The 24,472-nt window shown below is 74.3% G+C and carries 28 protein-coding genes; 20 read left to right on the forward strand and 8 right to left on the reverse strand.

Annotated elements, in window-relative coordinates:
* The 6 genes from ABD948_RS14755 to ABD948_RS14780 all read left to right on the forward strand — a co-directional run bounded on the left by ABD948_RS14755 (position 1) and on the right by ABD948_RS14780 (position 2,981).
* The gene (locus ABD948_RS14755; RefSeq protein ID WP_345267140.1) at positions 1-669 is read left to right on the forward strand and encodes a hypothetical protein; all 669 of its coding nucleotides are present in this window, start codon (positions 1-3) and stop codon (positions 667-669) included.
* A gap of 58 nt (positions 670-727) precedes the next feature.
* Positions 728-910, forward strand: coding sequence for a hypothetical protein (locus ABD948_RS14760; protein WP_345267142.1), 183 nt, complete (start codon positions 728-730; stop codon positions 908-910).
* 44 nt (positions 911-954) lie between these two features.
* Entirely contained in the window at positions 955-1,254 is a 300-nt protein-coding gene (locus tag ABD948_RS14765) for a thiamine-binding protein (RefSeq protein ID WP_345267144.1), read from the forward strand.
* Between the two features lie 221 nt (positions 1,255-1,475).
* On the forward strand, positions 1,476-2,117 hold the full coding sequence (locus ABD948_RS14770) for a thioredoxin-like domain-containing protein (protein WP_345267146.1): 642 nt from the start codon (positions 1,476-1,478) through the stop codon (positions 2,115-2,117).
* A gap of 43 nt (positions 2,118-2,160) precedes the next feature.
* On the forward strand, positions 2,161-2,565 hold the full coding sequence (locus tag ABD948_RS14775) for a YjbQ family protein (RefSeq protein WP_345267148.1): 405 nt from the start codon (positions 2,161-2,163) through the stop codon (positions 2,563-2,565).
* A 44-nt stretch (positions 2,566-2,609) separates the two neighbouring features.
* Positions 2,610-2,981 (forward strand): hypothetical protein, encoded by a 372-nt coding sequence (locus ABD948_RS14780; protein WP_345267150.1) that lies wholly within the window; start codon positions 2,610-2,612, stop codon positions 2,979-2,981.
* Positions 2,982-3,080: 99 nt separating this feature from the next.
* Here the strand turns inward: ABD948_RS14780 and ABD948_RS14785 are convergent, their stop codons facing one another.
* Complete coding sequence (locus tag ABD948_RS14785; protein WP_345267152.1) at positions 3,081-4,094, reverse strand: glycosyl hydrolase family 18 protein; 1,014 nt, start codon at positions 4,092-4,094, stop codon at positions 3,081-3,083.
* Positions 4,095-4,146: 52 nt separating this feature from the next.
* Between ABD948_RS14785 and ABD948_RS14790 the strand changes: the two genes are divergently transcribed.
* The 8 genes from ABD948_RS14790 (at position 4,147) to ABD948_RS14825 (ending at position 11,823) form a co-directional block, all read left to right on the forward strand.
* Positions 4,147-4,620 (forward strand): NUDIX domain-containing protein, encoded by a 474-nt coding sequence (locus ABD948_RS14790; protein WP_345267154.1) that lies wholly within the window; start codon positions 4,147-4,149, stop codon positions 4,618-4,620.
* 24 nt (positions 4,621-4,644) lie between these two features.
* Positions 4,645-5,601, forward strand: coding sequence for an SMP-30/gluconolactonase/LRE family protein (locus ABD948_RS14795; RefSeq protein WP_345267156.1), 957 nt, complete (start codon positions 4,645-4,647; stop codon positions 5,599-5,601).
* 18 nt (positions 5,602-5,619) lie between these two features.
* Positions 5,620-7,545 carry a 1-deoxy-D-xylulose-5-phosphate synthase gene (dxs, locus tag ABD948_RS14800; protein WP_345267158.1) on the forward strand — a complete coding sequence of 642 codons (1,926 nt, stop codon included), beginning with the start codon at positions 5,620-5,622 and terminating at the stop codon, positions 7,543-7,545.
* Between the two features lie 67 nt (positions 7,546-7,612).
* Positions 7,613-9,049: a hypothetical protein gene (locus tag ABD948_RS14805; protein WP_345267160.1), complete on the forward strand. Its 1,437-nt coding sequence runs from the start codon at positions 7,613-7,615 to the stop codon at positions 9,047-9,049.
* 10 nt (positions 9,050-9,059) lie between these two features.
* Positions 9,060-10,046, forward strand: a complete 987-nt coding sequence (locus tag ABD948_RS14810) for a PAC2 family protein (protein ID WP_345267162.1) — start codon at positions 9,060-9,062, stop codon at positions 10,044-10,046.
* A complete protein-coding gene (locus tag ABD948_RS14815) occupies positions 10,043-10,921 on the forward strand; it encodes an acyl-CoA thioesterase (RefSeq protein ID WP_345267164.1) in 879 nt (292 codons plus the stop codon). Before ABD948_RS14810 ends, ABD948_RS14815 begins: the two co-directional genes overlap by 4 nt.
* Positions 10,922-10,975: 54 nt before the next feature.
* Positions 10,976-11,410 carry a hypothetical protein gene (locus tag ABD948_RS14820; RefSeq protein WP_345267166.1) on the forward strand — a complete coding sequence of 145 codons (435 nt, stop codon included), beginning with the start codon at positions 10,976-10,978 and terminating at the stop codon, positions 11,408-11,410.
* A 5-nt stretch (positions 11,411-11,415) separates the two neighbouring features.
* On the forward strand, positions 11,416-11,823 hold the full coding sequence (locus tag ABD948_RS14825; protein ID WP_345267168.1) for a hypothetical protein: 408 nt from the start codon (positions 11,416-11,418) through the stop codon (positions 11,821-11,823).
* An 81-nt stretch (positions 11,824-11,904) separates the two neighbouring features.
* Here the strand turns inward: ABD948_RS14825 and ABD948_RS14830 are convergent, their stop codons facing one another.
* Positions 11,905-12,444, reverse strand: a complete 540-nt coding sequence (locus ABD948_RS14830) for a PaaI family thioesterase (RefSeq protein WP_345267170.1) — start codon at positions 12,442-12,444, stop codon at positions 11,905-11,907.
* Positions 12,441-12,842, reverse strand: coding sequence for a winged helix-turn-helix transcriptional regulator (locus tag ABD948_RS14835; protein WP_345267172.1), 402 nt, complete (start codon positions 12,840-12,842; stop codon positions 12,441-12,443). The genes ABD948_RS14830 and ABD948_RS14835 overlap by 4 nt, the downstream gene beginning before the upstream one ends.
* A gap of 19 nt (positions 12,843-12,861) precedes the next feature.
* Here ABD948_RS14835 and ABD948_RS14840 point away from each other — a divergent pair, with 19 nt between their 5' ends.
* Positions 12,862-14,229, forward strand: a complete 1,368-nt coding sequence (locus ABD948_RS14840; protein ID WP_345267174.1) for an MFS transporter — start codon at positions 12,862-12,864, stop codon at positions 14,227-14,229.
* Positions 14,230-14,271: 42 nt separating this feature from the next.
* Here ABD948_RS14840 and ABD948_RS14845 read toward each other — a convergent pair whose 3' ends face one another.
* The gene (locus tag ABD948_RS14845; protein WP_345267176.1) at positions 14,272-15,174 is read right to left on the reverse strand and encodes a MaoC family dehydratase; all 903 of its coding nucleotides are present in this window, start codon (positions 15,172-15,174) and stop codon (positions 14,272-14,274) included.
* A gap of 2 nt (positions 15,175-15,176) precedes the next feature.
* Entirely contained in the window at positions 15,177-16,511 is a 1,335-nt protein-coding gene (locus ABD948_RS14850; protein ID WP_345267178.1) for a 3-oxoacyl-ACP reductase, read from the reverse strand.
* Positions 16,512-16,676: 165 nt separating this feature from the next.
* Here ABD948_RS14850 and ABD948_RS14855 point away from each other — a divergent pair, with 165 nt between their 5' ends.
* The 4 genes from ABD948_RS14855 (at position 16,677) to ABD948_RS14870 (ending at position 20,223) form a co-directional block, all read left to right on the forward strand.
* Entirely contained in the window at positions 16,677-17,960 is a 1,284-nt protein-coding gene (locus ABD948_RS14855; protein WP_345267180.1) for an acetyl-CoA C-acetyltransferase, read from the forward strand.
* A gap of 139 nt (positions 17,961-18,099) precedes the next feature.
* Positions 18,100-18,789: a TetR/AcrR family transcriptional regulator gene (locus ABD948_RS14860; protein WP_345267182.1), complete on the forward strand. Its 690-nt coding sequence runs from the start codon at positions 18,100-18,102 to the stop codon at positions 18,787-18,789.
* Between the two features lie 35 nt (positions 18,790-18,824).
* Positions 18,825-19,262, forward strand: coding sequence for a hypothetical protein (locus tag ABD948_RS14865; RefSeq protein ID WP_345267184.1), 438 nt, complete (start codon positions 18,825-18,827; stop codon positions 19,260-19,262).
* A 46-nt stretch (positions 19,263-19,308) separates the two neighbouring features.
* Positions 19,309-20,223 (forward strand): alpha/beta fold hydrolase, encoded by a 915-nt coding sequence (locus ABD948_RS14870; RefSeq protein ID WP_345267186.1) that lies wholly within the window; start codon positions 19,309-19,311, stop codon positions 20,221-20,223.
* Here the strand turns inward: ABD948_RS14870 and ABD948_RS14875 are convergent.
* From ABD948_RS14875 to ABD948_RS14885, 3 genes are all read right to left on the reverse strand, one after another.
* A complete protein-coding gene (locus ABD948_RS14875; protein WP_345267188.1) occupies positions 20,209-21,795 on the reverse strand; it encodes an ATP-dependent DNA ligase in 1,587 nt (528 codons plus the stop codon). The genes ABD948_RS14870 and ABD948_RS14875 overlap by 15 nt on opposite strands.
* 50 nt (positions 21,796-21,845) lie before the next feature.
* A complete protein-coding gene (locus ABD948_RS14880) occupies positions 21,846-22,439 on the reverse strand; it encodes a TetR/AcrR family transcriptional regulator (RefSeq protein WP_345267190.1) in 594 nt (197 codons plus the stop codon).
* Between the two features lie 180 nt (positions 22,440-22,619).
* Entirely contained in the window at positions 22,620-23,405 is a 786-nt protein-coding gene (locus ABD948_RS14885) for an enoyl-CoA hydratase/isomerase family protein (protein WP_345267192.1), read from the reverse strand.
* A gap of 80 nt (positions 23,406-23,485) precedes the next feature.
* Here ABD948_RS14885 and ABD948_RS14890 point away from each other — a divergent pair, with 80 nt between their 5' ends.
* Entirely contained in the window at positions 23,486-24,454 is a 969-nt protein-coding gene (locus ABD948_RS14890; protein WP_345267194.1) for a DNA-3-methyladenine glycosylase family protein, read from the forward strand.
* Positions 24,455-24,472: the final 18 nt, after the last annotated feature.

Below are 24,472 nucleotides of genomic sequence, written 5' to 3' on the forward strand. Positions count from 1 at the left end.
GTGATCCGCGCCGTGAGCCGCCCCCTGGCCGCCAGCATGCTGACCCTGCTGGCGCTGACCTCGTTCACCGCCTGCAGCCAGGGGGACGACGGCGCCGAGCCGCAGGAGCCGGTGACCGTCACCGAGACCGTCACCCCCACGCCGTCGCCCACCCCCTCGCCGAGCGAGACCGCGACGCCCACGGAGGCCGCCACGCCGACCGACGCCGCCACCTCCGAGGCGCCCGAGCCCACGCCGACCGGGGCCGGCGTCGACCTGAGCCAGCCGCCCACCTCCGCCACCGAGGCGGAGGCGCACCTGGCCGCCGCCACGGGCGGGACGCAGGAGGCGCGCCGCTTCGAGAGCAGCAACGGCTTCTACTACTGCGTGCTGCAGAACCGGTTCATCCCCACCAGCTGCGAGGTGCTCGAGGGCGTCCGCGACCCCGCCACCTGCACCGACAGCCCCAGCCAGGTGGTGGGCCGCGTCGAGTTCTCCGACGCCGGCTTCCAGCCGGTGTGCAACACCGACACCATCCGCGAGCCCGGCGCCCCCAAGGTCGAGGCCGGCACCGTCGTCACCTCTGCCGCCCTGGGTATGCGGTGCGTCATCGAGCCCATCGGCCTCACCTGCCTGCAGGACGCCGGCCAGGGCTTCTTCCTCGGCCCCGGCACGTACGCGGTGTTCTGACCCGTCGATCCCGCGCCGGCGCGGTGACACCGCAGGGCGTCGGGGGGAGGATGGGTGCGTGGATCCTGTCGTGGTGCCCCTGATGCTGGTGGCGGTCTTCGTCGTCACGCTCGGCGTGCTCACCGGCGTCGGGCAGCGACGCCGCGGTGGGGGAGTCGGCCTGTGCGTGCTGGCCGCCGTCTGCTTCCCGCTCGCCTGGGCCGGCTGGTACGTGCAGGACAGGCACGACGCTGTCGCGTGAGCACGGGTGGCGGGCGGCTTGCCGTCGTCGCCTAGCGTGACCACATGCTCGTGGCGTTCAGCATCTCCCCGTCCGGCGGCGACGAGACCGGTGGTGTCTCCGAGGCCGTGGCCCGCGCCGTGAAGGTCGTGCGCGAGTCCGGCCTGCCGAACGAGACCACCTCGATGTTCACGACCGTCGAGGGGGAGTGGGACGAGGTGATGGCCGTGGTCAAGCGTGCCGTCGAGGTCGTGGGCGAGGAGTCGCCCCGCGTCTCGCTGGTGCTCAAGGCCGACATCCGCCCCGGCTACACCGGCCAGCTGACCGCCAAGGTGCAGCGCGTCGAGGACGCCCTCGACCGATGAGCGACCAGCACCCCCCGGGGCCGCCGTCCCCCGGCCCGCCGCCCGGGTGGGATCCGCCCGGCGGTCCACCGACCGGCCCACCGACCGGCCCACCGACCGGCCCACCGACCGGCCCACCGACGAGCCCTCCGTCAGCGCCTCCACCCGGGTGGGGGCCGCCGACCGGTCCGCCCGTGTGGCCGCCGCCCCCGGAGCCCGGCCGACGTCGGGCGTGGCCGGCGGTGGCCGCAGCCGTCGTGCTCGCCGTCCTCGTGGTGGTGGGCGCGATCGTGCTGCCGCAGGTGCTGGGCGAGGACGGTCCGCGCGCCGGTGGGCGCAGCGGGTCGGGGGAGGAGGCCTCCGAGGGCTCCACCGACTCCTCCGGTGGGTCCGGCGGCACCGACGGGGCCCCGACCCTGGACGACGTCGAGACCTACCCCGACCTGCCCACGACCCACGTCGAGGGCGAGGTGGACTACGAGCAGTCGCCGAGCGTCGGCGGCGAGCACAACGCGATCTGGCTCGACTGCGGCGTCTACGACGAGCCGGTCCCCGAGCAGCACGTCACCCACGACCTGGAGCACGGGACGGTCTGGCTGACCTACGACCCCGAGCAGGTCGACGACGACGGCGTCGCCGCCCTGACCGACCTGCTCCCGCAGAACGGCATCCTCTCGCCCTACCCGGGCCTGGGCGCGCCGGTGGTGGCGACCGTCTGGGGCACCCAGCTCGACCTGGAGGGCCCCGAGGACGCGCGGCTGCCGCTGTTCATCGAGAACTTCGGTGCCGGTGAGACGGCTCCCGAGCCGTTCGCGTCGTGCGCCGGCGGTGCCGACCTGGACGAGCTGGCCGCGCTGACCGGCGGCGACAGCCGACCCGCCTGAGGGCTCCGTCGTCGCGCGTCGGCCCCCGTGCCACCATCGCGGCATGGACAGCGAGACCCGCAGCTACCGGACCGGCGGCCAGGAGCGCGTGCTCGACCTGACCCGCGACTGCGAGCAGTGGGCGGCCGGCCGCGGCGACGGCCTGCTGCACGTCTTCGTGCCGCACGCGACCGCCGGCATCGCCGTCATCGAGACCGGTGCGGGCAGCGACGACGACCTGCTCGCCGCCCTCGGCGACCTGCTGCCCGCCGACGACCGCTGGCGCCACCGCCACGGCTCGCCCGGGCACGGCCGCTCCCACGTGATGCCGGCGATCGTGCCGCCGCACGCATCCCTGCCCGTGCTCGACGGACAGCTGGCGCTCGGCACCTGGCAGAGCGTGTGCCTGGTGGACCTCAACGTCGACAACGCCGAGCGCACGGTGCGGTTCAGCTTCCTGGCGGGGTAGAAGGCGGTCGAACATCTGTTCGATCTCGGGGTAGCCTCCTCCCCATGGTCACCCACGTCGCCCCGGCCGGTTGGCCGCGCCAGGTCCGTCCGCCCGACGCCCCCGACTGGGAGACCACGGCGCACGCGTGGCTGCTCGACCTGTGCCCGCCCGAGTACCGCACCTACCCGGCCCTGCGGCGTCACGTGGTGGTGCTCGCCCGCTTCGCGCTGCGGCACGTGGAGGCCTGCCAGGCCAGCGTGCACGCCGGCTTGAGCGAGTGCCGCGCCGACCTGCGCCACGTGGCCGACCCCGATGTCGCCGACGCCGCCGTGGAGACGTGGCTGGCCGAGGACGCGCGGCTCTCCGCGGTGCGGCGCGAGGTGGGGCTGGTGGAGGAGGCGCTGCGCGGACGGCGGTTCGTGGCGCGGTTGTGAGACCGGCATGTGGCGCGTGAGACCTGTGGGACTGTCGAGATGAAGCCGCGGCTCGATCGCCCAACTTCGCGCGCAGTACCGGTCAATCCCGACGGCACCTCAGCCCAGCGGGTCGGCCGACCCCAACCGCCAGACGGCCACGCCGCGCAACCCCAGCCGCTCGGCCAGCGACACCCGCAGCCGGTGCGAGCGGGCGTCGGACCACCACAGCCGGGTGCCGTCCGAGAGTCGGGCCGACCACTCGCCCTCGGCGCGGTGCCAGCGGGCGCGGGAGCCGTCGGCGCGCACGAGGCGGCGGGCGGCGGCCACGGTGAGCGACCGGCCGGTGCGGCCGCCGGCGGCACGCGGCCAGGTGTAGCCGTAGCCCGCGATGCCGAGGTCGAGGCGGTCGGCCGGCACGACCGCCAGCGCGGCACGGGCCGCCCGCTCCTGCCAGTCCAGCGGGCCGATCGGTCCCGGGCCGGTCCACGTGGGGCCGGAGTAGTCGTAGGTCATCAGGACGACGGCGTCGGCCGCGCGCCCGAGCGGGCGCAGCCGGTAGCCGCGGGCGCGGTAGGCGCGCAGCGAGGTGGCGGCGCTGACGTCGACCGTGACCGTGCGCTCGGGCGGCATCGCGGCCTGCAGCTGCTGCACCAGGCGCACCAGGCCACCGGCGTCGCGCCGCTGCAGCCGCTCGAGGTCCACGTTGACGCCGTCCCAGCCCTGGCTGCGCACGATCGCACCCAGTCGCCGCGCCACGGCGCGGGTGCGGGCGGGGGAGGAGAGCAGCCGGTGGGCGGCCCGCGGGTCGAAGTCCTCGAGCCGGTTGCTGTAGCTGCTCAGCAGCAGCTCGGTGTGCAGCCCCTGCGCCTGCGAGCGCCGCATCAGCCGCAGCGCGTCACGCCCCGGCGCGCTCACCCGCCCGCCGTCGGCCCGCAGCGTCGAGCCGACCACGTCGACCTGGTCCAGCCCGGGTGCGTCGCGCGCGATCACCGCGGGGGAGGTCGAGGGCAGCACCCAGCCGGTCGTGCGCAGGCCGTCGTCCGGAGCGGCGAGCGCGGGCGTGACCCCCGCCGTCGACACCAGAACCAGCAGGAGCGAGGCGAGCGCGGCACGACGAGGGAAGGCAGGCACCGCCCGAGGCTACGCCCGCTCGCCCGCCCCGCCGCTGCGTAGGCTCGGCGCCGTGCACCTCTTCGCCGGCGTCCTGCTGGTGGACCCGCGCGGGTGGGTGCTGCTGCAGGAGCGTGACGAGCACCCGGTGATCGACCCCGAGTGCTGGGGCCTGCCCGGGGGTCACCTCGACCCGCCGGAGGAGGCGACCGAGGCGTTCGAGACCGCCGCCTACCGGGAGCTGGCCGAGGAGACCGGGCTCCTCCTGCCGGCCGGCAGCCTGGAGCTGTGGCGCGACGCCCGGGTCTGGCACCAGGCCTACCGCTCGCTGGACCGGATGCAGGTGTGGGTGGGGGCCACCACCGCCTCCGACGCCGACGTCGTCGTGGGGGAGGGACGCCGGATCGTGTTCGTCGACCCCGAGCAGGTGCCGCTGCTGCCGCTCACCGGCTCCGCGCGGCTGTTCGTGCCGCGGTTCCTGCACTCGGTCACCTACCGCCGGCTCGCCGCCGCCGCGAAAGTACTCCCCGGCGCCGGCCGCCCGTGAGCGGACCGGTGTGAGGATGGCCGCATGACCTCCCCTGGCGGCACCGGCCGGCTCACCGTCCACCCCGTGCCCGGCGAGGGCGCCGAGGACGTGCTGGTGCTCACGTCGGGGCCCGAGGAGGGCTCGGTGGTCACCGGCACCACCGACGGGTCGCTGTGGTGCGTCAGCCACGACGGACGCCGCCTGCGCCAGGTGGCGAACACGGGTGGGCACCCGCTGGGCATCGAGGAGCACCCCGACGGGCGCCTCGTCGTGTGCGACGCCGACCGCGGCCTGCTGCGCGTCGACCTGGCCACGGGCGCCGTCGAGGTGGCTGCCGACAGCCACGAGGGGCGGCCGCTGCGCGTCTGCAACAACGCCGCGGTGGCCACCGACGGCACCGTCTACTTCTCCGACTCCTCGCAGGTGCACGACCTGGACCGGTGGCACCACGACCTGGTGCACCAGACCCGCAGCGGGCGACTGCTGCGGCTGGCGCCCGACGGCACGGTCTCGGTGCTGCTCGACGGCCTGGCCTTCGCCAACGGGGTCGCGCTGAGCCCGGAGGAGGACTTCGTCTGTGTCGCCGAGACGGGTGCACGCACGCTGGTGCGGCTGTGGCTCACCGGGCGGCGCGCGGGGCTGCGCGACTACCTGGCGATGGGACTCCCGGGCTACCCGGACAACCTCTCGCAGGGCAGTGACGGCCTGCTGTGGGTGGCGCTGGCCAGCCCTACCGACGCCGTCCTGGAGCGGTTGCAGGCCGCGCCGCAGAAGCTGCGTCGCCTGGCGCTGCGCACCCCCGAACGGCTGCAGCCCGGACCGCGCCGCTCGGTGCGGGTGCGCGCCTACGACACCGAGGGCACCCTGGTCCACGACCTCGACCTGGACGCCGCCGCGCACGGTGTGAGCTACCACGCGGTGACCGGCGTGCGCGAGCACGCGGGCCGCGTGTGGATGGGCAGCTTCGCCGAGCCCGCGATCGCGGTGTGGGACCGGTGACCGCCTAAACTCGCCGGTATGGGCCTCCTCGAGACGATCTCCGGCCCCGGCGACCTCCGGGGCCTGCGCGACGACGAGCTCGACGCGCTCGCCGCCGAGATCCGCGACCTGCTGATCCGCACCGTGGCGACCAACACCGGCCACCTCGGCCCCAACCTGGGCGTCGTCGAGCTCACCCTGGCGATCCACCGCACCTTCGAGAGCCCCCGCGACCGCGTGGTCTTCGACACCGGTCACCAGTCCTACGTGCACAAGCTGGTCACCGGTCGTCACGCCGAGTTCGCCACCCTGCGCCGCGAGGGCGGGATGAGCGGCTACCCCAGCCAGGCCGAGTCCGCCCACGACATCGTCGAGAACTCCCACGCCTCCACCGCGCTCAGCTACGCAGACGGGCTGGCCAAGGCCTACGCCATCCGCGGCGAGGACCGGCACACCGTGGCCGTCATCGGCGACGGCGCGCTCACCGGCGGCATGGCCTGGGAGGCGCTCAACAACATCGCGATCGCCAAGGACAGCCGGCTGGTCATCGTCGTCAACGACAACGGTCGCTCCTACACCCCGACCATCGGGGGCCTCGCGACCGCACTCACCTCGCTGCGCACCAGCCCGCGCTACGAGCACGTCCTCGACGTCGTCAAGCGGCGGCTCAACGCGGTGCCCGGCGTCGGTCCCGCCGCCTACGACGCGCTGCACGCGATGAAGAAGGGCATGAAGGACGCCCTGGCGCCGCAGGGTCTCTTCGAGGACCTCGGCCTGAAGTACGTGGGCCCCGTCGACGGCCACGACCGTGCCGCGATGGAGAAGGCGCTCGCGAAGGCCAAGCGCTTCGGCGGCCCGGTCATCGTGCACGCCATCACCCGCAAGGGCTTCGGCTACGACCCCGCCGAGCGGCACGAGGCCGACCAGTTCCACGCCCCCGGGCCCTTCGACGTGCAGACCGGCGCCGAGAAGCCGAAGGGCCGGATCTGGACCGACCACTTCTCCGACGCCATCGTCGAGGTCGGCGAGCGGCGTCCCGACGTCGTCGCCATCACCGCGGCGATGATGCACCCGGTGGGCCTCGACGCGTTCCAGCGCCGTTTCCCCGAGCGCACCATCGACGTCGGGATCGCCGAGCAGCACGCCACCACCTCGGCCGCCGGCCTCGCCATGGGTGGGCTCCACCCGGTCTTCGCGGTGTACGCGACGTTCCTCAACCGGGCGTTCGACCAGGTGCTGATGGACGTCGCGCTGCACCGCTGCGGCGTCACCTTCGTGCTCGACCGCTCGGGGGTCACCGGCGACGACGGCGCCAGCCACAACGGCATGTGGGACATGTCCATGCTGCAGGTGGTGCCCGGCCTGCGCCTGGCCGCGCCGCGTGACGCCAGCCGGCTGCGCGAGCTGCTCGACGAGGCCGTGCTGGTGGACGACGCGCCCACCGTGGTGCGCTTCCCCAAGGGTCCGCCGCCCGAGGACATCGAGGCCGTCGGGCGCGTCGGTGGCGTCGACGTGCTCGTGCGCCAGGGGCCGCGTGACGTGCTGCTCGTGGCCGTCGGGGCCATGGCCACCGCCGCCGTCGAGGCGGCCGAGCTGCTCGACGCCCAGGGCATCGGCGTCACCGTCGTGGACCCCCGCTGGGTCAAGCCCGTCGACCCGGCGCTGGTGCAGCTGGCCCGCGAGCACCAGCTCGTCGTCAGTCTCGAGGACAACGGTGTGGTCGGGGGAGTGGGATCCGTGCTCACCCAGACCCTCGCGGCGCAGGGCGTCACCACGCCCGTGCAGGTGCGCGGCATCCCGCAGGAGTTCCTGGACCACGCCAAGCGCGCCGTCATCATGGAACGGATCGGCCTCACCGGTCAGGCGATCGCCCGCGACGTCGCCGCCCACGTCTCCGCGCGACCCGAGGTCGGACCCGACACCGGGGTGGGGGAGCGCACGGTCGATGCCGACCACGCCGGCTGAGGCTGAGACTGCGTCCCGAGTGCGCCGGCCACGAGCAGGACGTTGCCGGCCGGCCGCCGGCGCGGCCATGGTCCTGGTCCTCGCGCTGTGCGCCTGCTCCTCCGCCGATCCCGAGGTCCCCTCTCCCCGATCGTCCGCGCAGACCGCGACGCCCGACGAGAGCACCGCTCCCGCAGACGGCGCAGCCAGCCAGGGCGCGACGCCTCTGGGTCAGGGCGGTCTGGCCCTGACCCGGGCACGGCGGGTGGTGCCGCGGCTCGACCGCGCGCTCGCCGCGCGCAGTGCGGCGCTCGTGGCCGGCGACCGCGCCGCCTTCGCCGCCACGCTCGACCTCACCGACCTCGCGTTCACCACCCAGCAGGGCACCTACTTCGACAGCGTGGCCCAGCTGCCCCTCGCCTCGCTCGAGATCCAGGCGCTGCCGAGCTCGCTGGTCCGCGAGGGCGACGACTACTGGGCGGTCGTCGAGGTGAGCACGCTGCTCGACGGCTTCGACGAGGCGCCCGTGACCACCCGCGACCGCTACCGGTTCTCACCCGACCCGACGGCGAGCGGAGGGGAGCTCGTCGTCAGCTCGGTCGACGACCCCGCCTGGGAGGCCTCCGCGCAACCCTGGAGCCAGCCCTGGGACGACGGGGACGTGGCCGTGCAGGTCCGCCGCACCGACGGCGTCCTCGGCGTCTTCGACGAGCAGTCGGTCGCGGTCGCCGAGCCGCTCCTGGCGGCCACGCAACGCGCGCTGGCCGACGTCGACGGCGTGGTGCCCTACCCGTGGAACGGCACCGTGGTGCTCTACGCGCTCTCCACCACCGACTTCCTGACGAGCATCGAGCCGCCGCTGGGCGGGGTGCCCGAACGGCTCGACGGTCTCGCCTTCAGCACGGGCGAGGGCACCACGCCACGCGTCGCGCTGCACCCCCGGATGCTCGAGGTGCAGGGTCCGGTGCGCGACCGGCTGCTGCGCCACGAGCTGACCCACGTGGCCGTCGGGGTGCACGACGACGACGCCCCGGTGTGGCTGAGCGAGGGGCTGGCCGAGTGGGTCTCGGTGCAGCCGCTGCCCCTCGAGCAGCGCCGCATCGCGCGGGCCGCCGTGCGGGCCGCGACGGCGCGCACGCTCACCGACCTGCCCGCCGACGAGGCCTTCGCCGAGGACGACGAGGTCGGCTACGCCGTCTCGTGGTGGGCCTGCGAGGCGCTCGCCTCCACGCTCGGCGCACCCGGCCTGTGGGCGCTGCTCGACGAGCTCGACGCCACCGGTGCCGCCGTCCCGGAGCAGGCGGGTGCCGGCGAGCGGGCGGCCGCCGTCGACTCCCGGCTCGAGTCGCTGACCGGCTTCAACCGCCGCGCACTGGCCCGCCAGGCCGCGAAGCTGATCCGCGTCACGTACGGGTCCGGCAGCGGCTCCGGCAGTGGGTCCGGCAGTGGGTCCGAGGGTGACCTGCCCGACACCGCCCGGCGCGGCACGCAGCCCGCGCCGCCTGCGGCGTCGCCGACGCAATAGGGTCGTGCCTGTGAGCGACGGATCCCGACTGGTGCACATCGTCGACGACGTGCCCGAGCTGGAGGACCTCACCACGCTCACGATGGTCGTCGTCCTCGACGGCTTCCTCGACGCCGGCAACGCCGCGGCGCTCGCCGCCGGGCACCTGGTCACGACCTCCACGGCGCGCGACGGCCGCACCGGCACCGTGGTGGCGACCTTCGACGTCGACCGTCTGCACGACTACCGGGCACGGCGCCCTCCGATGACCTTCGTCCGCGACCACTACGACGACTACGACGCGCCGCGCCTGGTCGTGCGGCTGCTGCACGACAGCAGCGGTGCGCCGTACCTGCTGCTGCACGGACCCGAGCCCGACAACCGCTGGGAGGGTTTCGCGCTCGCCGTGCGCGAGGTCGTGGAGCGCTTCGGCGTCACGCGCGTCGTCAACCTGGGGTCGGTCCCCATGGCCGTGCCGCACACGCGCCCCATCGCCATCACGCCGCACGCCAACGCACCCGAGCTGCTGGTCGGTGAGAGCCGGTGGGCCGGCGAGCTGCGCATCCCGAGCAGCGCCCAGTCGCTGCTCGAGCTCCGGCTGGGGGAGTGGGGTCACGCCGCGCTCGGCTTCGTGGCGCACATCCCGCACTACCTGGCGCAGCTGGACTACCCCCGCGCCGCCGTCGAGCTGCTGGAGCGGCTCGAGGTCGGCGGACGCCTGATGATCGACCTGTCAGACCTGCGCGAGGCGGCCGCCCAGCGCGAGGTCGAGATCACCGCTCACCTGGCCGACAACACCGAGGTGGCCGACGTAGTCTCGGCGCTGGAGCGGCAGTACGACTCCTTCGCCCGTGCCGAGGAGTCCGGTGCCAACCTGCTGGCCGGCGACGAGCCGCTGCCCACGGGCGAGCAGCTGGGGCAGGAGTTCGAGCAGTTCCTGGCCGGGCTCGAGCAGCCCGGGGACGACGACACCGACGAGCCGCCCGCCGACGGCTGGGGCACGGGAGGCACCCGATGAACGACCAGCCCGGCCAGCCCTCCGCCGCGCGCGAGCTCGTCTCGCTGCTCGACCTGGAGTACCTCGACGTCGACCTCTTCCGTGGGCGGCAGCCCGAGTCGGTGCGTCAGCGCGTCTACGGCGGTCAGGTGGCGGCGCAGGCGCTGGTGGCCGCGTCGCGGACCATCGAGGACGGGTACCACGTGCACTCGCTGCACAGCTACTTCCTGCTGCCCGGCGACTACGGCGTGCCGATCATCTACGACGTCGAGCGCATCCGCGACGGCCGCTCGTTCGTCACCCGCCGGGTGATGGCGCGCCAGCACGGCCGGCCGATCTACTACCAGACGGTCAGCTTCCAGCGCGCCCAGGAGGGCTTCGAGCACCAGGACGCCATGCCGGAGGTCGGAACCCCCGAGCAGGGCATGGACCTCGTGGAGCTGATGCGCGACCGCGGCAACGAGGACGCCGACGCGCTGGGCAAGGAGTGGGCGGCGCTCGAGGTGCGCTACCTCGGCAACTCCCGCTACGGCCTCCCGGAGGACCCCGAGCACCCCTCGCAGGCGCGCATGTGGATCCGGATCCAGGGCGGGCTGGGCGACGACCCGCTGGAGCACCTGGCGACCTTCACCTACGCGAGCGACGTGAGCCTGCTCGGCGCCAGCCTGGCCGCCCACGAGACCGACCCCACGCGGGTGCAGATGGCCTCGCTCGACCACACCATCTGGTTCCACCGCCCCTTCCGCGCCGACGAGTGGTGGCTCTACGACCAGTGGTCGCCCTCGGCGCAGGGCGCCCGTGGCCTCTCGCTGGGTCGCGTCTACACCACCGACGGCACGCTGGTGGCCACGGTGGCGCAGGAGGGCCTGATCCGCCCGGTGAAGCCGCGCGACTGACGCGGTCGCGGCTGGCGCGTTTCGACGCGCGTGCAGTCGGGTAGATCACGTCGCATGAGCTCCCTCACCAGCGCGCCTCGCGCCTCCCGACCGCCCACCCGCCCCTCGCTCCGCCTCGGCGCCGCCTCCCTGCTGGCCGCCGCCGCCACCTCCGTGACCCTGCTCGGCGCGCCCGCCGGCGCCCAGGCCGCCCCGGCCGCGGCGGCGGCCGTCTCGAGCGACGTCACCACGGCCAAGGCCAGCTGCGCGACGCTGAAGCGGCGCGTGTCCGTGGCGAAGAGGGACTACCGCGCGGCCGTGGCGAACATGCAGGCGGCCACCGACCGGTACTCGGCCGCCAAGCGCGCGTACGCGAACAACCCGTCCCTCACCAACCGCCGCCGGGTGCAGGCCGCGTCGGCCAACTACCGACGCGCGGACGTGAGGCTGGCCGACGCCCAGCAGGCGCTGAAGCGAGCCGAGGCGGCCTACTACGAGCAGTGCCGGTGACCGCCATGACGACGACCACGCGGCTGCGTCCTGCCGGCCTCCTCGCCGCCGGCGCCCTCTCCCTCGGCCTCCTGGCCGCCCCGGTCACCGCCACGGCGGCGCCGGCCCCCGTCGCCGTCTCGGCGAGCGCCACCGCCGATCGTGTGACGACGACCGGTGCCCGGGCGTGCGCGAAGGCCAAGGCCAGCCTCGAGCGCGCCGAGGACCGGCTCGACCGCGCCAGGTACAACGAGGGCCGCGCCAAGGCTGCCCGCGACCGCGCGCGCGAGCGCTTCGAGCGCACCCCCAACGCCCGCAACAAGCGCCTGCTCAAGGAGGCGCAGCGGCGCTACGAGTTCGCCGCCCAGAACCGAGCCGACGCCGAGAAGGCCGTCCACAACGCCAAGAAGCGCGTCGCCCGCGCATGCCGCTGACGACGGGCGCACGCGCCCTGGTGCTGGCACTGGGGCTCTGAGGGACACCCCAGGGATCGTCCGCGGGGCCCTCGGTCATTCTCAGGCCACGTCGAAGACGAGCAGCGTGCTGGTGGCGGTGGCGACGACCTTGCCAGCGGCGTCGGTGACGACGCCCTCGGTGAAGCCCACCCGCGAGCCGCCCTTGACCACGGTGCCGACGGCGGTGAGGGTGCCGCTGCGCGCGGTGACGGCCTTGAGGTAGCTCACCTTGATCTCGATCGAGGTGTAGCCGCGGCCGGCTGGCAGGGTGCTGTGCAGCGCGCAGCCGGCCACCGAGTCGAGCAGCGTGCACACCAGCCCCCCGTGCACGACGCCGATGGGGTTGTAGGCCGACTCGTCGGGCTCGCAGGTGAACTCGACCCGGCCGTGCTCCACCGAGGTCAGCCCCATCTGCATCAGCTGCGAGATGGGTGGCGGTGGCAGCACGCCGTCGGCCATGGCGCGCAGGTAGTCCAGGCCGGTCATCGACATCGCGGCACCGGCGCCGATCATCGGGTCGTGCCAGCTGACGGTCCGCTCACGGGCCTCGCCCCAGTCGGGGGTCGTGTCGGGGGGAGCGGCAGTCGGGTCGGGGCTCACGGGCGTCGGTCCTTCTTCTCGGAGAGGTGGAGGAGGGGGTCGTCGGGGGAGACCGCGTGCTCGCGGCCCCAGGCGAGGAGGGCGCGCAGCACGGGGACGAGCGCGCGCCCGGACTCGGTGAGCCGGTAGTCGTACCTCGTCGGCGCGTCCTGGTAGGCCTCGCGTCGCACCACACCGGCCTGCTCGAGCACCTTCAGGCGAGCCGCCACGCGGTCGCGGGGCGCGCCCGTGCCACGGACGATGTCGGTGAACCGGGTGCTGCCGAACCAGATCTCGCGGACGACGAGCAGTGCCCACCGTTCGCCGACGACCTCCAGGGAGGCCGCGATCGGGCACGGCCGGCCGGGCAGGTCTGCCAGTGAGACCGGGCCGGCAACGGGTACCTCGGCAGCGCTCACGCGTGCTAGCGTCCCGGCTGTGAGTTTGAATGTCAAACCTACTACTGCTCCCGCGGCGCTCGCGCCCGTGGCGCTCGGCACGGCGTTGGTCCTGGTCACCTACGTGACGCCGATGGCCACGGTCACGGCCACGGCGGCCGACCTGGGCGCCGGGCCGGCCGGGCGCGCCTGGATCCTCAGCTCGATGAGCGTCGGCCTGGCGGCCGCGCTCCTGGCGGCCGGGGTGTTGGGCGACACGCTGGGACGGCGCCGCGTCTACCTGGCCGGGCTGGGCGCCGTCGGTGTCGGGGCCCTGGTCTGCGCGCTAGCGCAGGGTGAGGTGCTCTTCGTGGCCGGACGCCTGCTCCAGGGCGTGGGTGGGGCAGCGGTGCTCTCGTGCGGGCTGGCGGTGCTGGCCCACGCGACGACGCTCGGCCCCGAGCGCGTGCGCGCGACCTCCGTCTGGGGCGCCAGCGTAGGCCTCGGGATCGGTGCCGGAGCAGTGCTCGCAGCGCTGCTGGACCAGGTCACGGGCTGGCGCACGGCCTACGTCGTGGTCGTCGTGCTCGCCGCCGCGCTCGTGGTGCCGACCCTGGGGCGTGTCGCCTCCTCCTCCGCCCTCGTCCGTCGCCGACCCGACGTGGTGGGCGGCCTGCTGCTCACCGCTGCGCTGGCCGTGCTCGTCTCCATGCTGACCGAGGCGCGCGAGGGCGTGGACGGCCTCGTGCTCGCCCTGGCCCTGGGGGCCGTGGTCCTGCTGGGCGCCTTCGCGCTGGTCGAGCGCTGCGCGCCCGACCCTCTCGTCGACACCGGACTGCTGCGCGACCCGCGCTTCCGGTCGGCGACGCTCGGCTCGCTGGTCGTCGGGCTGGGCATGATCGGCCTGTCCGCCTACGTCCCCGCCCACGGACGCCTCGCGCTCGGCGTCAGCCTGATGACCGCCAGCGTCCCGGTGCTGGTCTGGGCCGGTGCGAGCGTGGTGGCCGCGCTGCTGGTCCGGCGCATCCCGCACCCGCTCGTCGGCGGGGGACCGGTAGCGGTGCTGCTGCTGGTCGTGGCCGCGGGGCAGCTTCTCACCTACGGCGTCGACACCGCGGGGGAGCTCTGGCGGCTCTCCCTGGCGATGGCCGTCGCCGGCGCGGGCACCGGGGTGCTCAACGCCATCCTCGGTCGCGAGTCGGTCGCCAGCGTGCCGGCTGACCGGGCAGCCATGGGCAGCGGCGCCAACAACACCGCGCGCTACCTCGGGGCGGCCTGCGGCATCACGATCGTGGTCAGCGTCGTGGCGGCCGGTGCGACGCCGGCCGCCGGCTGGGACGCCGCGGTGCTCGTCGTCACGGGAGTCACCGTGCTCGGGGCCGGCGTCATCGCCCTGGGCTCCCGGGAGGCCCGCCGCCCGACCGGCTGAGCCGTGCCTCGCGGCGCGGACGGACGGGCGACGGGCGCGGCGTCAGAGCGCGTGCGTGGCGCCGACCAGGTGCGGGGCACCCGAGCGCGGCGAGCTCAGCGCGAAGGCGAAGCCGTCGTCGGTGGTCTCGGTGCCGAGCTCGACCGAGCCGGGCAGCACGATCGGCTTCTTGAAGGCCACCTCGACGCGGACGGCGTCGGGCAACCGGTTCTCCAGCGCCGCCACCACCCGCGCCTTGCTCCACATGCCGTGCGCGATCTGGCGCGGGAAGCCGAGCGCCTTGGCCGTGAGCGGGTAGAGGTGGATCGGGTTGTGGTCGCCGGAGACGGCGGCGTAGCGCCGGCCCAGGTCGGCGGGCAGCTTCCAGACGATGCCGTTCGGGGTGACCGGCGGAAAGACGCTGCCGCTCGGCGCGTCGTCGTCGCCCCTGCCGCGACGCAGGTAGGTCGACTCGCTCTCCCACACCACGGCGCCCTCGGTGTCACGCACCTCGGTGCTGAACACGTAGGTGGTGCCCTTGGGGTGCGGCTGGGCGGGTCCCACCCGCGCGGTCACGCCCAGCTGCTCGCCGACACCGATGGCGCGGTGGGCGGTGATGGCGTTCTCGAGGTGCACGGTGCCGATGGCGGGCGCCGGGAAGGCGGCGTCGGTCATGATCGCCATGTGCAGCGGGAACGCCAGCATGTGCGGGTAGGTGAGCGGCACCGTGTCCTTGCTCGGGAAGCCGCACACCTGTGCGTAGGCCTCCACGTGGGCACGCTCCGCGGTGACCGGCGGGCGGCTGTAGCCGAGTCCGGTGAAACCCTTCGGTGACGCCTTCTTGACGCCGGGGAGACTGTTGATCACCGGGATCGAGGGCAGTGCCGCCTTGAGCAGCACCGGGATCCCACCACTGCCCGGCGTGACCTGCTTGGAGGCGGCGGGGCCGGAGGAGGTCGAGGCCATGCTCAGGCCCCCAGCATCATCTGGCCGCACACGCGCACCACGTTGCCGTTGACCTGGCTGGAGCCCGGGTGGGCGTACCAGGCGATCGTCTCGGCGACGTCGACGGGCAGACCTCCCTGCGCCATCGCGTTGAGCCGCTGCCCCACCTCGCGGGTCGCGAACGGCACGGCGGCGGTCATCTGGGTGATGATGAAGCCGGGCGCCACCGCGTTCACGGTGATGCCGTCGGAGAGCTCGTCGGCCAGCGAGTCCACGAACCCGATGACGCCGGCCTTGGAGGCCGCGTAGTTGGTCTGGCCCACGTTGCCGGCGATGCCGGCGATCGAGGCGACGCCCACGATGGAGCCGCCGGCGTTGACCACCTTCTGGTCGAGCAGCTCGCGGGTGATCAGCTCGGGGGCGGTGAGGTTGACGGCGATCACCGAGTCCCAGCGGTCCTCGCCCATGTTGGCCAGCTTCTTGTCGCGGGTGATGCCGGCGTTGTGCACGACGACGTCGACGCCGCCGTGCTTCTCCGACAGGTGGTGGGCGATGCGCTGCGGGGCGTCCTTGCCGGTGATGTCGAGGGTGAGCCAGTCGCCGTCGAGCTCCTTCATCAGCGACTGCAGGTCGCTGGCCGCCTGGGGCACGTCGACGCCGACCACGGTCGCGCCGTCGCGGTGCAGGACCCGGGCGATCTGCTCGCCGATGCCCCGGCTGGCGCCGGTCACCAGTGCGATCTTCCCGGCGAGGGGACGGGTCTGGTCGGCCACTTCGGGCACGTCGGCGGTGCCGTGGGCACCGATCCGCACGACCTGGCCCGAGACGTAGGCCGACTTGGGGGAGAGCAGGAAGCCCAGCGTGCTGGTGGCGGCCGCCTCGGAGCCCTCGGCCACGTAGACCAGCTGCACGGTGCCGCCGCGACCGATCTCCTTGCCCAGGCTGCGGGTGAAGCCCTCGAGCGCCCGCTGCGCGACGCGCTCCGCACCGGAGACGAGCTCCGGCGGGGTGCCGATCACGACGACCCGCGGGCAGCTCTCGAGGCTGCGCATCACCGGGGTGAAGAAGTCGCGCAGGGCGCTCAGCTGGGCGGCGCTGGTGAGCCCGGTGGCGTCGAAGACCAGGCCCTTGAACCGCTCGCCGTCGCCGGCGACGGGGGTGCTGGCGATGCCGACGGTGTCCAGCAGGCCGGGGAGCGACTCCGCGAGACGGCCGGTGCCGCCGACCAGCACGGTGCCCTGCACCAGCGGGTCGCCGGCGGTGTAGCGCTCGAGCTTGGTCGGGCTGGGCAGTCCGAGGTTCTTGACCAGCAGCTTGCCGATCGGGGTCGTCGTGAAGCCCTGGTAGCGGTCGCTCATGGCGGTGGGGTCCTCCGGGGGTGCGGTGAGGCGGGCGGGCGCGGCCGGCGCCTTGGCGGGCCGGTGCGAGGATGATGTAACCGCGGGTGTAACTCAGTGTCCACATTTGGTGACGTGGCACTCACCGGGTTGTTACCCGCGGGTAGTCCGGGCCACAATCGTGCCATGGAATCCCAGACTCGTCGCGTCGCCGTCATCGGCGGCAACCGCATCCCGTTCGCGCGGTCCAACACCGCCTACGCGAACGTGTCCAACCAGGAGATGCTCACCGCCGCCATCGACGGCCTCGTCACCCGCTTCGGCCTCGAGGGCGAGCGTGTGGGCGAGGTCGTGGCCGGCGCGGTGCTCAAGCACTCGCGCGACTTCAACCTCACCCGCGAGGCGGTGCTCGGCTCCAAGCTCTCGCCCGAGAGCCCCGCCACCGACATCCAGCAGGCCTGCGGCACCGGCCTGCAGGCCGCGATCCAGGTGGCCAACAAGATCGCCCTGGGCCAGATCGAGGTCGGCATCGCCGGTGGCACCGACACCACCTCCGACGCGCCCGTCGCCATCAGCGACAAGCTGCGCAAGAAGCTGATGAAGGTCAACGCCGCGCGTGACACGGCCGGCAAGGTCAAGGCGCTGGGCGCCATCCGCCCCGGCGACATCGGCCTGGAGATCCCGCAGAACGGGGAGCCCCGCACCCGCCTCTCGATGGGCGAGCACGCCGCGCTGACCGCGCTGGAGTGGCAGATCACCCGCGAGGCGCAGGACGAGCTGGCCGCCTCCTCGCACCAGAAGCTCGCCGCCGCCTACGAGCGCGGGTTCCTCGACGACCAGGTGACGCCCTTCCGCGGCGTCGAGCGCGACAACAACCTGCGCGCCGACTCCTCGGTCGAGAAGCTGGCCAAGCTCAAGCCGGTCTTCGGCAAGGGCGAGGCCGCCACCATGACCGCCGGCAACTCCACCCCCCTCACCGACGGCGCCTCGGTGGTGCTGCTGGCCAGCGAGGAGTGGGCGAAGGAGCGCGGCCTGCCCGTGCTGGCCTACATCACCGCCTCCGAGACCGCGGCGGTCGACTACGTGCACGGTGGCGAGGGCCTGCTGATGGCGCCGGCCTACGCGATGGCGCGGATGCTCCAGCGTGAGGGCCTGGCCCTGCAGGACTTCGACTTCTACGAGATCCACGAGGCCTTCGCCTCGCAGGTGCTCTCCACGCTCGCCGCGTGGGAGGACCCGGTGTTCTGCAAGGAGCGCCTGGGCCTCGACGCGCCGATGGGCTCGATCGACCGCGCCAAGCTCAACGTCAACGGCTCCTCGCTCGCGGCCGGACACCCGTTCGCCGCCACCGGCGGCCGCATCGTCAACACGCTGGCCAAGCTGCTGGCCGAGAAGGGCTCCGGCCGCGGGGTCATCTCGGTCTGCGCCGCCGGCGGCCAGGGCGTCGTCGCGATCCTCGAGCGCCCGTGATCCGGCTCGCCTGATCGACCTGTGCCGACCGGGCCCGGTCCGTCGTCGTCCTGACGGCGGGCCGGGCCCGGGCTGCGGGCGGGTGAGCCTCCTGTCACACTCGTGCAACTGCGAGTTGCACACCTCGTACACTCCCTTCATGCCTCCCAGCACCGCGCCCGAGACCGACGGTCGGCGCACCGCGGCGGCCACCCGGCGCCGGGCGCGCGAGGCGCAGATCATCGCTGCCACCCGTGAGCTGTTCGACTCCCGCGGTGACACCGACGTGCAGATCGAGCACATCGCGCGGGCGGTCGGCGTCAACCGGGCCATCCTCTACCGCCACTTCACCGGCAAGGAGGAGCTCTTCGCGCTCACCCTGGTGGGCTACCTCGACGAGCTGCGCGCGGCGATGACGGGGGCCGCCGAGGGGCTGGCCACCGGTCGCGACCGGCTGGAGGCGATCGTCGGCGCGTTCGTGGACTACGGGCTGGCGCACCCGCCCTTCGTGGACTGCGCCCAGGCACTGATGCGGCGCAGCGGCGAGGAGCTGCTCGGCGAGATCTCCGAGGGGGCGCTGTTCCGGCTCGGTCGGGCCATCTCCTCGTGCCTCGCGGTGCTCTCCGGCGTGCTCGAGCGCGGGCAGGCCGACGGCGAGTTCGAGGTGCCGGGCGACCCCGTGCTGCTGGCCAACATGCTCTACGCCAACGGGCTGGGCTCGCTGCAGCTGGCCCGCGTCGGCATCCTGGTCAAGGAGGCCGCCCCCGGGGTGCCCACGGTCGGCGACATCTCGGCCCAGCAGGTGCGCGACTACCTGGTGCTCTCCGCGCTGGCGCTGGTGCGGGGCTGAGAGCGCCCCGCCCGCAGGTCGCGTAGGTTCGCGACATGCTCGAGCGCGACGTCGACCTGGCCCAGGCCACCGTGGGAGCCGTCACGGCCTTCGTCTGGACCGCCCTGCCCGACTACGTGGAGGGTCGTTGGGCCCTGCGGGGTGCCAAGCTGGCGCTGGGAGCCGGCTCGACCGGAGCCATGGTGGCGCTCGAGCGTGAGCGCCGGGGAACCACCGTCGCCGGGGACGGCTCGCCGCGGGGCGCCGCGCCTGAGCCGGTGCGCGGTGGACCGTTGCTGATGGCCGCCGGGATGACGACGTCGGTCAGCAGCCTGCTCGCCACGCCGCGGGTCTCGCGCGCGATCGTGCGCCGCCTGCGCGAGCGGGGGGTGCGCCGGCCGCACACCGCGCTGGGCGCGGGCATCGCCGCGCTGAGCCTGGCGATGGAGGCCCCGCGGATCCTGGCAGCCGCGCGCGAGCGACGACACGCCTGAGAGGTCACCGCTGCGCGGTCACCACCAGCGCTGGCAGCATGGGCAGATGTTCCCCGGCTTCGACCTCGAGCGAGTCCGCGTGGCCGACGACGTCGAGCTGCGGGTCCGGGTGGGCGGGGAGGGCCCGGCCGTCGTCCTGCTCCATGGCCACCCCCGGACGCACACCACCTGGCACCGCGTCGCTCCGCTGCTCGCCGACGCCGGCTACCGCGTCGTCTGCCCGGACCTGCGCGGCTACGGACGTTCCTCCAAGCCCGACCCCGACGAGGATCGCCGGGTCTACTGCGACCGCACGATGGCGGCGGACGTCGTCGCCCTGGCCGCGCACCTGGGCCACGAGCGGTTCGCCGTCGTCGGTCACGACCGGGGCAGCTACGTCGCGTACCGCGCGGCGCTGGACCACCCCGAGCGGGTGAGCAGGTTGGCCGTGCTCGACAGCATCCCCGTCCTCGAGGCGCTCGAGCGTGTCGACGCGCGCTTCGCGACCGCGTGGTGGCACTGGTTCTTCCTCGGGGCCTCCCCGCACGCCGAGCGCGTGGTCGCCGCGGATCCGGACGCCTGGTACCGGCTCGACGCGCACACGATGGGCGCGGAGAATCACGCCGACGTCCGGGAGGCCGTCAGCGACCCGCTGACCGTCCGCGCCATGATCGAGGACTACCGGGCCGGGCTGGGCCCCGACCGCGACGCCGACGAGGCCGACCGAGCCGCCGGCCGGCGCATCGAGTGCGCGACGCTGGTGGCCTGGTCACGGCACGACGACATGGCGGACCTCTACGGCGACCCGGCGGCCGTCTGGCAGCCGTGGTGCAGCGCGACCGTCAGCTCGGCGGTCATCGACTCCGGGCACCACATGGCGGAGGAGGCCCCCGAGCAGCTGGCGGCGGTGCTGACGACGCACCTCGCCGGTGATCCGGTCGTTCCTCCGGGCGGCTCCGACGCCGGTCTACGTCAGGAGTGACTGCACGGTGGCCAGGGTGTCCGCCTCGTCCGGCGACTTGTCGTCGCGGTACCTGACCACGCGGGCGAAGCGCAGGGCCACGCCACCGGGGTAGCGGGTGGAGCGCTGGACGCCGTCGATGGCGATCTCGACGACCTGCTCGGGGCGCACCCGCACCACCCAGTCGCCGTCGTCACCGCGCTGGCCCTCGGCCCGCTCCTCGACGGCGAGCTCGGTGAAGCGCTGCGTCTGCCAGGCGAGCATCTCGTCGGTCATGCCCTTGAACGTCTTGCCGAGCATCGTGAAGCCGGTGGGGGAGTCGGGGTCACGGGCGGCCAGGTGGATGTTGGAGAGCCACCCCCGGCGCCGGCCGGAGCCGCGCTCGACGGCCACGACCACGAGGTCGAGGGTGTGCACCGGCTTGACCTTGACCCACGCGGACCCGCGACGCCCGGCCGCGTAGGGCGCGGCCAGCTGCTTGACGACCACACCCTCGTGGCCGGCGGCGACCACCTCGGTGAGGAACCGCTCGGCCTCGGCGGCGTCGTCGGTGACCACCCGGGCGACCCGGTGCCGCTCGGGCACCAGCTGCTCGAGGAGGTCGAGGCGCTCGTGCGCGGGGGAGTCGAGCAGGTCGGTGCCGTCGAGGTGCAGCACGTCGAAGAAGTAGGGCGTGACGACGACGCCCTCGCTCATCGCGGTGCGCGAGGCGGTCTCCTGGAACGGGCGCGGGCGCCCGGTGGTGTCGTCGAGCGCCAGCACCTCGCCGTCGAGCACCAGCGAGGTGGCGGGCAGGGCGCGCACGATCTCGACCACCTCGGGCAGCCTCTCGGTGATCACCTCCAGCGAGCGCGTCGCGACGACGACCTCCTCACCGTGGCGGTGCACCTGCACCCGAATCCCGTCGAGCTTGGTGTCGACGGCGACCGGCCCCCCGGCCTTGCCCGCGGCCTTGGTGAGCGCCTCGCCGACGCTCGGCGAGGTGGAGGCCAGCATCGGCAGCACCGGGCGCAGCACCTCGAGGCCGACCTCGGCCAGCGCGGCCTCGCCGCCGGTGACGGCGGCGCGGGCCACCGCGACGGTGGCGCCGGCGAGCATGGCGGCGCGGCGCAGCGCCGTCAGCGGGACTCCGCTGGCCTGGGCGAGGGCCTCCTGCACCAGCGAGTCCAGCGCCCCCTGACGGACCTCACCGGTGACGAGGCCGCGCAGCCAGGGTTGCTCGGTGGCGGTGGCGCGGCCGAACAGCTCCACCACCGCGGTGGCGCGAGCCGCCTGGGAGCCCTTGCCCTCCAGCCCGGCGAGGTGCTCGAAGGCCTCGTGGACCTCGCGGACCGTGAGTTCGGGCTCCGCGGCGGGCTCGGGCAGCGAGCTGAGCCCCCGGTAGCCGAGCCCCGTGCGGCGCTGCAGCAGGGCGCCGCCCAGGTAGGAGACGACGATCTCGATCTCGGCGGGCTCGCCGTAGGGCAGGGTGTCCGCTGCGTCGACGTCGGGCGTGACGCGCGAGAGCAGCTCGGCGAGTGCCGCCACCTTGGCCTTGCGCGAGCGGGTGGCGGCCACGGCGGCCGAGGTGGCGACGAGGTCGGAAAGGAGCACCTCGCCATCGTGGCAGGCGGCACCGACAGGCCCGGCCACCCGCGGCGTCGTCAGGCGGGTGTGCGGACCACGGCGGGGACGGCGCCGGCGACGGCGCCCTCGATGACCTGCTCGAAGACGGCGTCGAGGTCGGGGACGCCGCCGAAGTAGCCGCTGGCCTCGAGCGAGACGAAGCCGTGCAGTGCCGAGAACATCGCCATGCCGGTGGGCAGGATCTCGCTCTCGGCCAGTCCGGTGGAGCGCACCATCACGGTCATCGCCTCGATCACGGGCATCGCGGCCTCGAAGAAGGCCTCACGGTCGACCGGCGGGCGGGTCAGGGCGGCGTAGCGGTGGGGGTGCTCGCGGGCGAAGGTGCGCAGCGCGTGGCTCAGGCCGCGCAGCCCGTCGGTGCCCGCGCGGCCCATGGCGGCCCGCCGCACGGCCTCGCCCATCATCTGCATGGCCCGCACCTGCAGCGCCGAGCGCAGGTCCTCGAGGTTGGCCACGTGGTTGTAGAGCGAGGAGACCCGGGTGTCGAGCTCGCCAGCGAGCAGCGTCATGGTCAGCGCGTCGTAGCCCTCGCGGTCCACGAGGAGCTCGGCGGTGCGCAGCACGGTCTCCTGGTCGAGCCGGGGCCGGCGGGGCCGTGCGGTGTCGGGCATCGGTGTCCCCAAGTGGTGAAAGGCCTTCGTGCTGTCACGAAGACTGTACCCGCCGGGGGCGCCGCGACCGGGTGGCCCGGAGGTCGCGGTGTGTCAGTGACCGATCCGCGCCGGGCGACGGGTGCGCAGGCACCGCCGCCGCGGGTCCCCCCTCACGACCCCGCCCTCACCAGCCCGCCCTCACCAGCCCGGCGGCAGTGACGTGAAGTCGGCCTCGCGCCCCTCGGCGAAGGCGGTGAGCGCCTCGAGGTTGGCGGGTCCGCCCATCAGCTCGGCGAAGGCGGCGTTCTCGAGCTCGCGGGCGGCCTCGACCCCGGCGCGCAGCGGCGCCGTCATCGTGCGCTTGACGGCGACCAGCGACGAGATCGGCCGGGCGGCCAGCAGGGCGGCGTGGCGGTGGGCCTCGTCGAGCAGGTCCTCGGGCTCGCAGACCTTCCACACCAGGCCCATCGCGAGGGCCTCGGTGGCGGTGATCCACTCGGCCGAGAGCAGCAGCCACGCGGCCTGCTGGCGCCCGACCAGGCGGGGGAGCAGGTAGGAGGAGGCGGCCTCGGGCGCGACGCCGAGGCTCGTGAACGGGCACTTGAGCCGCGCGGTGGAGGCCATGAACGCCAGGTCGGCGAAGCCGAGCACGGTGGTGCCGATGCCGAGCCCCACCCCGTTGACGGCCACGACCAGCGGCTTGGGGAACGCGGCCAGGGCGTCGACCAGCCCGACGAAGCCGTGCCGCCCGGGCACGAAGTCGGGGTCGGTGGCGCGCTGGTGCATCTCCAGCAGGTCGGTGCCGGCGGAAAACGCCCGACCGGCACCGGTCAGCAGCACCACGGCGACGTCGGGGTCCTCGGCGGCCGCGAGCAGCGCGTCGGTCGTGGCGTCGTAGAGCGCCTCGTCGAAGGCGTTGAGCGCCTCGGCTCGGTCGAGGGTCAGGGTGCGCACGCGGGCGTCGTCGCTGATCTGGAGGACCATGGCGGCAGGGTAGAACAGGTTCTAGGAGCGCGGGGCCGGTCCCGGGCCCACGCAGGACCACGGCGGCCTAGAGTCGGACCGTGGTCGGTCAGCACGACGCGCGCGAGGGTGAGCGTGAGCAGGAGCGCCTGTGGCGCCCGGACTGGCCCTGCTCGCTGGGGCAGGTGCTGCACCTGCACCGCCACGGTCGTGGTGACCCGACCTTCCACGTCGACGAGGGGGGCAGCTACTGGCGCGGGCTGCGCACGCCCGAGGGCCTGGTGACGCTGCGGCTCGAGCCGAGGCCGAAGGCCGGCAGCGCGGGCGAGGTGCGGGCGCGCGCCTGGGGGCCCGGCGCCACGTGGGCGCTCGACGCCGTCCCGGCGATGCTCGGCGCCGAGGACGACTGGAGCGACTTCGAGCCGCGCCACCCGGTGCTGGCCGAGGCGCGGCGGCGCTTCCCGCACGCCCGCCTGGGGCGCAGCGGCCTGGTCATGGAGGCGCTGGTGCCGGCGATCATCGAGCAGAAGGTGACCGGCCAGGAGGCGTTCGCCGGGTTCCGCCGCCTGGTGCAGCGCTTCGGCGAGCCCGCGCCCGGGCCGGGTGCGGCGATCGGCCTGCGCGTGCAGCCCGACGCCGCCGCGCTGCGCCGCGTGCCCTCCTGGGAGTGGCTGGCCATGCACGTCGACCACGCCCGCTCGCGCGCCATCGTGACGGTGGCGCGGGTCGCCGACGCCCTCGAGCGCACCGCCACCCTGCCGCCGCAGGAGGCCGACCGCCGGCTGCGGACCCTGCCCGGCATCGGCGTGTGGACGAGCGCCGAGGTGCGCCAGCGCGCCCACGGCGACCCCGACGCCGTCTCGTTCGGCGACTACCACGTGGCCAAGGACGTCGGCTGGGCGCTCACGGGCACGCCGTTCGACGACGCCGAGATGGAGTCCTTCCTCGAGCCGTGGCGGCCCCACCGCGGCCGGGTGCCGGCGCTGATCGCGCTGGCCGGGCTGCACCGGCCGCGGCGCGGCGCGCGGATGGCTCCGCGCACGCACCTGCCGGTGCGGCGCGGACTGTGATATCTGTTACTCCTGTCA

The organism is Nocardioides nanhaiensis (assembly GCF_039542785.1).
Classification (GTDB): domain Bacteria; phylum Actinomycetota; class Actinomycetes; order Propionibacteriales; family Nocardioidaceae; genus Nocardioides; species Nocardioides nanhaiensis.

Bases quoted from the DNA above. Each gene is read 5' to 3' on its own strand.
- ABD948_RS14765 (WP_345267144.1), top strand. From the start codon at position 955: ATGCTCGTGGCGTTCAGCATCTCCCCGTCCGGCGGCGACGAGACCGGT.
- ABD948_RS14775 (WP_345267148.1), top strand. From the start codon at position 2,161: ATGGACAGCGAGACCCGCAGCTACCGGACCGGCGGCCAGGAGCGCGTG.
- ABD948_RS14780 (WP_345267150.1), top strand. From the start codon at position 2,610: ATGGTCACCCACGTCGCCCCGGCCGGTTGGCCGCGCCAGGTCCGTCCG.
- ABD948_RS14795 (WP_345267156.1), top strand. From the start codon at position 4,645: ATGACCTCCCCTGGCGGCACCGGCCGGCTCACCGTCCACCCCGTGCCC.
- dxs (WP_345267158.1), top strand. From the start codon at position 5,620: ATGGGCCTCCTCGAGACGATCTCCGGCCCCGGCGACCTCCGGGGCCTG.
- ABD948_RS14805 (WP_345267160.1), top strand. From the start codon at position 7,613: ATGGTCCTGGTCCTCGCGCTGTGCGCCTGCTCCTCCGCCGATCCCGAG.
- ABD948_RS14815 (WP_345267164.1), top strand. From the start codon at position 10,043: ATGAACGACCAGCCCGGCCAGCCCTCCGCCGCGCGCGAGCTCGTCTCG.
- ABD948_RS14820 (WP_345267166.1), top strand. From the start codon at position 10,976: ATGAGCTCCCTCACCAGCGCGCCTCGCGCCTCCCGACCGCCCACCCGC.
- ABD948_RS14825 (WP_345267168.1), top strand. From the start codon at position 11,416: ATGACGACGACCACGCGGCTGCGTCCTGCCGGCCTCCTCGCCGCCGGC.
- ABD948_RS14845 (WP_345267176.1), bottom strand. From the start codon at position 15,174: ATGGCCTCGACCTCCTCCGGCCCCGCCGCCTCCAAGCAGGTCACGCCG.
- ABD948_RS14850 (WP_345267178.1), bottom strand. From the start codon at position 16,511: ATGAGCGACCGCTACCAGGGCTTCACGACGACCCCGATCGGCAAGCTG.
- ABD948_RS14855 (WP_345267180.1), top strand. From the start codon at position 16,677: ATGGAATCCCAGACTCGTCGCGTCGCCGTCATCGGCGGCAACCGCATC.
- ABD948_RS14860 (WP_345267182.1), top strand. From the start codon at position 18,100: ATGCCTCCCAGCACCGCGCCCGAGACCGACGGTCGGCGCACCGCGGCG.
- ABD948_RS14865 (WP_345267184.1), top strand. From the start codon at position 18,825: ATGCTCGAGCGCGACGTCGACCTGGCCCAGGCCACCGTGGGAGCCGTC.
- ABD948_RS14870 (WP_345267186.1), top strand. From the start codon at position 19,309: ATGTTCCCCGGCTTCGACCTCGAGCGAGTCCGCGTGGCCGACGACGTC.
- ABD948_RS14880 (WP_345267190.1), bottom strand. From the start codon at position 22,439: ATGCCCGACACCGCACGGCCCCGCCGGCCCCGGCTCGACCAGGAGACC.
- ABD948_RS14885 (WP_345267192.1), bottom strand. From the start codon at position 23,405: ATGGTCCTCCAGATCAGCGACGACGCCCGCGTGCGCACCCTGACCCTC.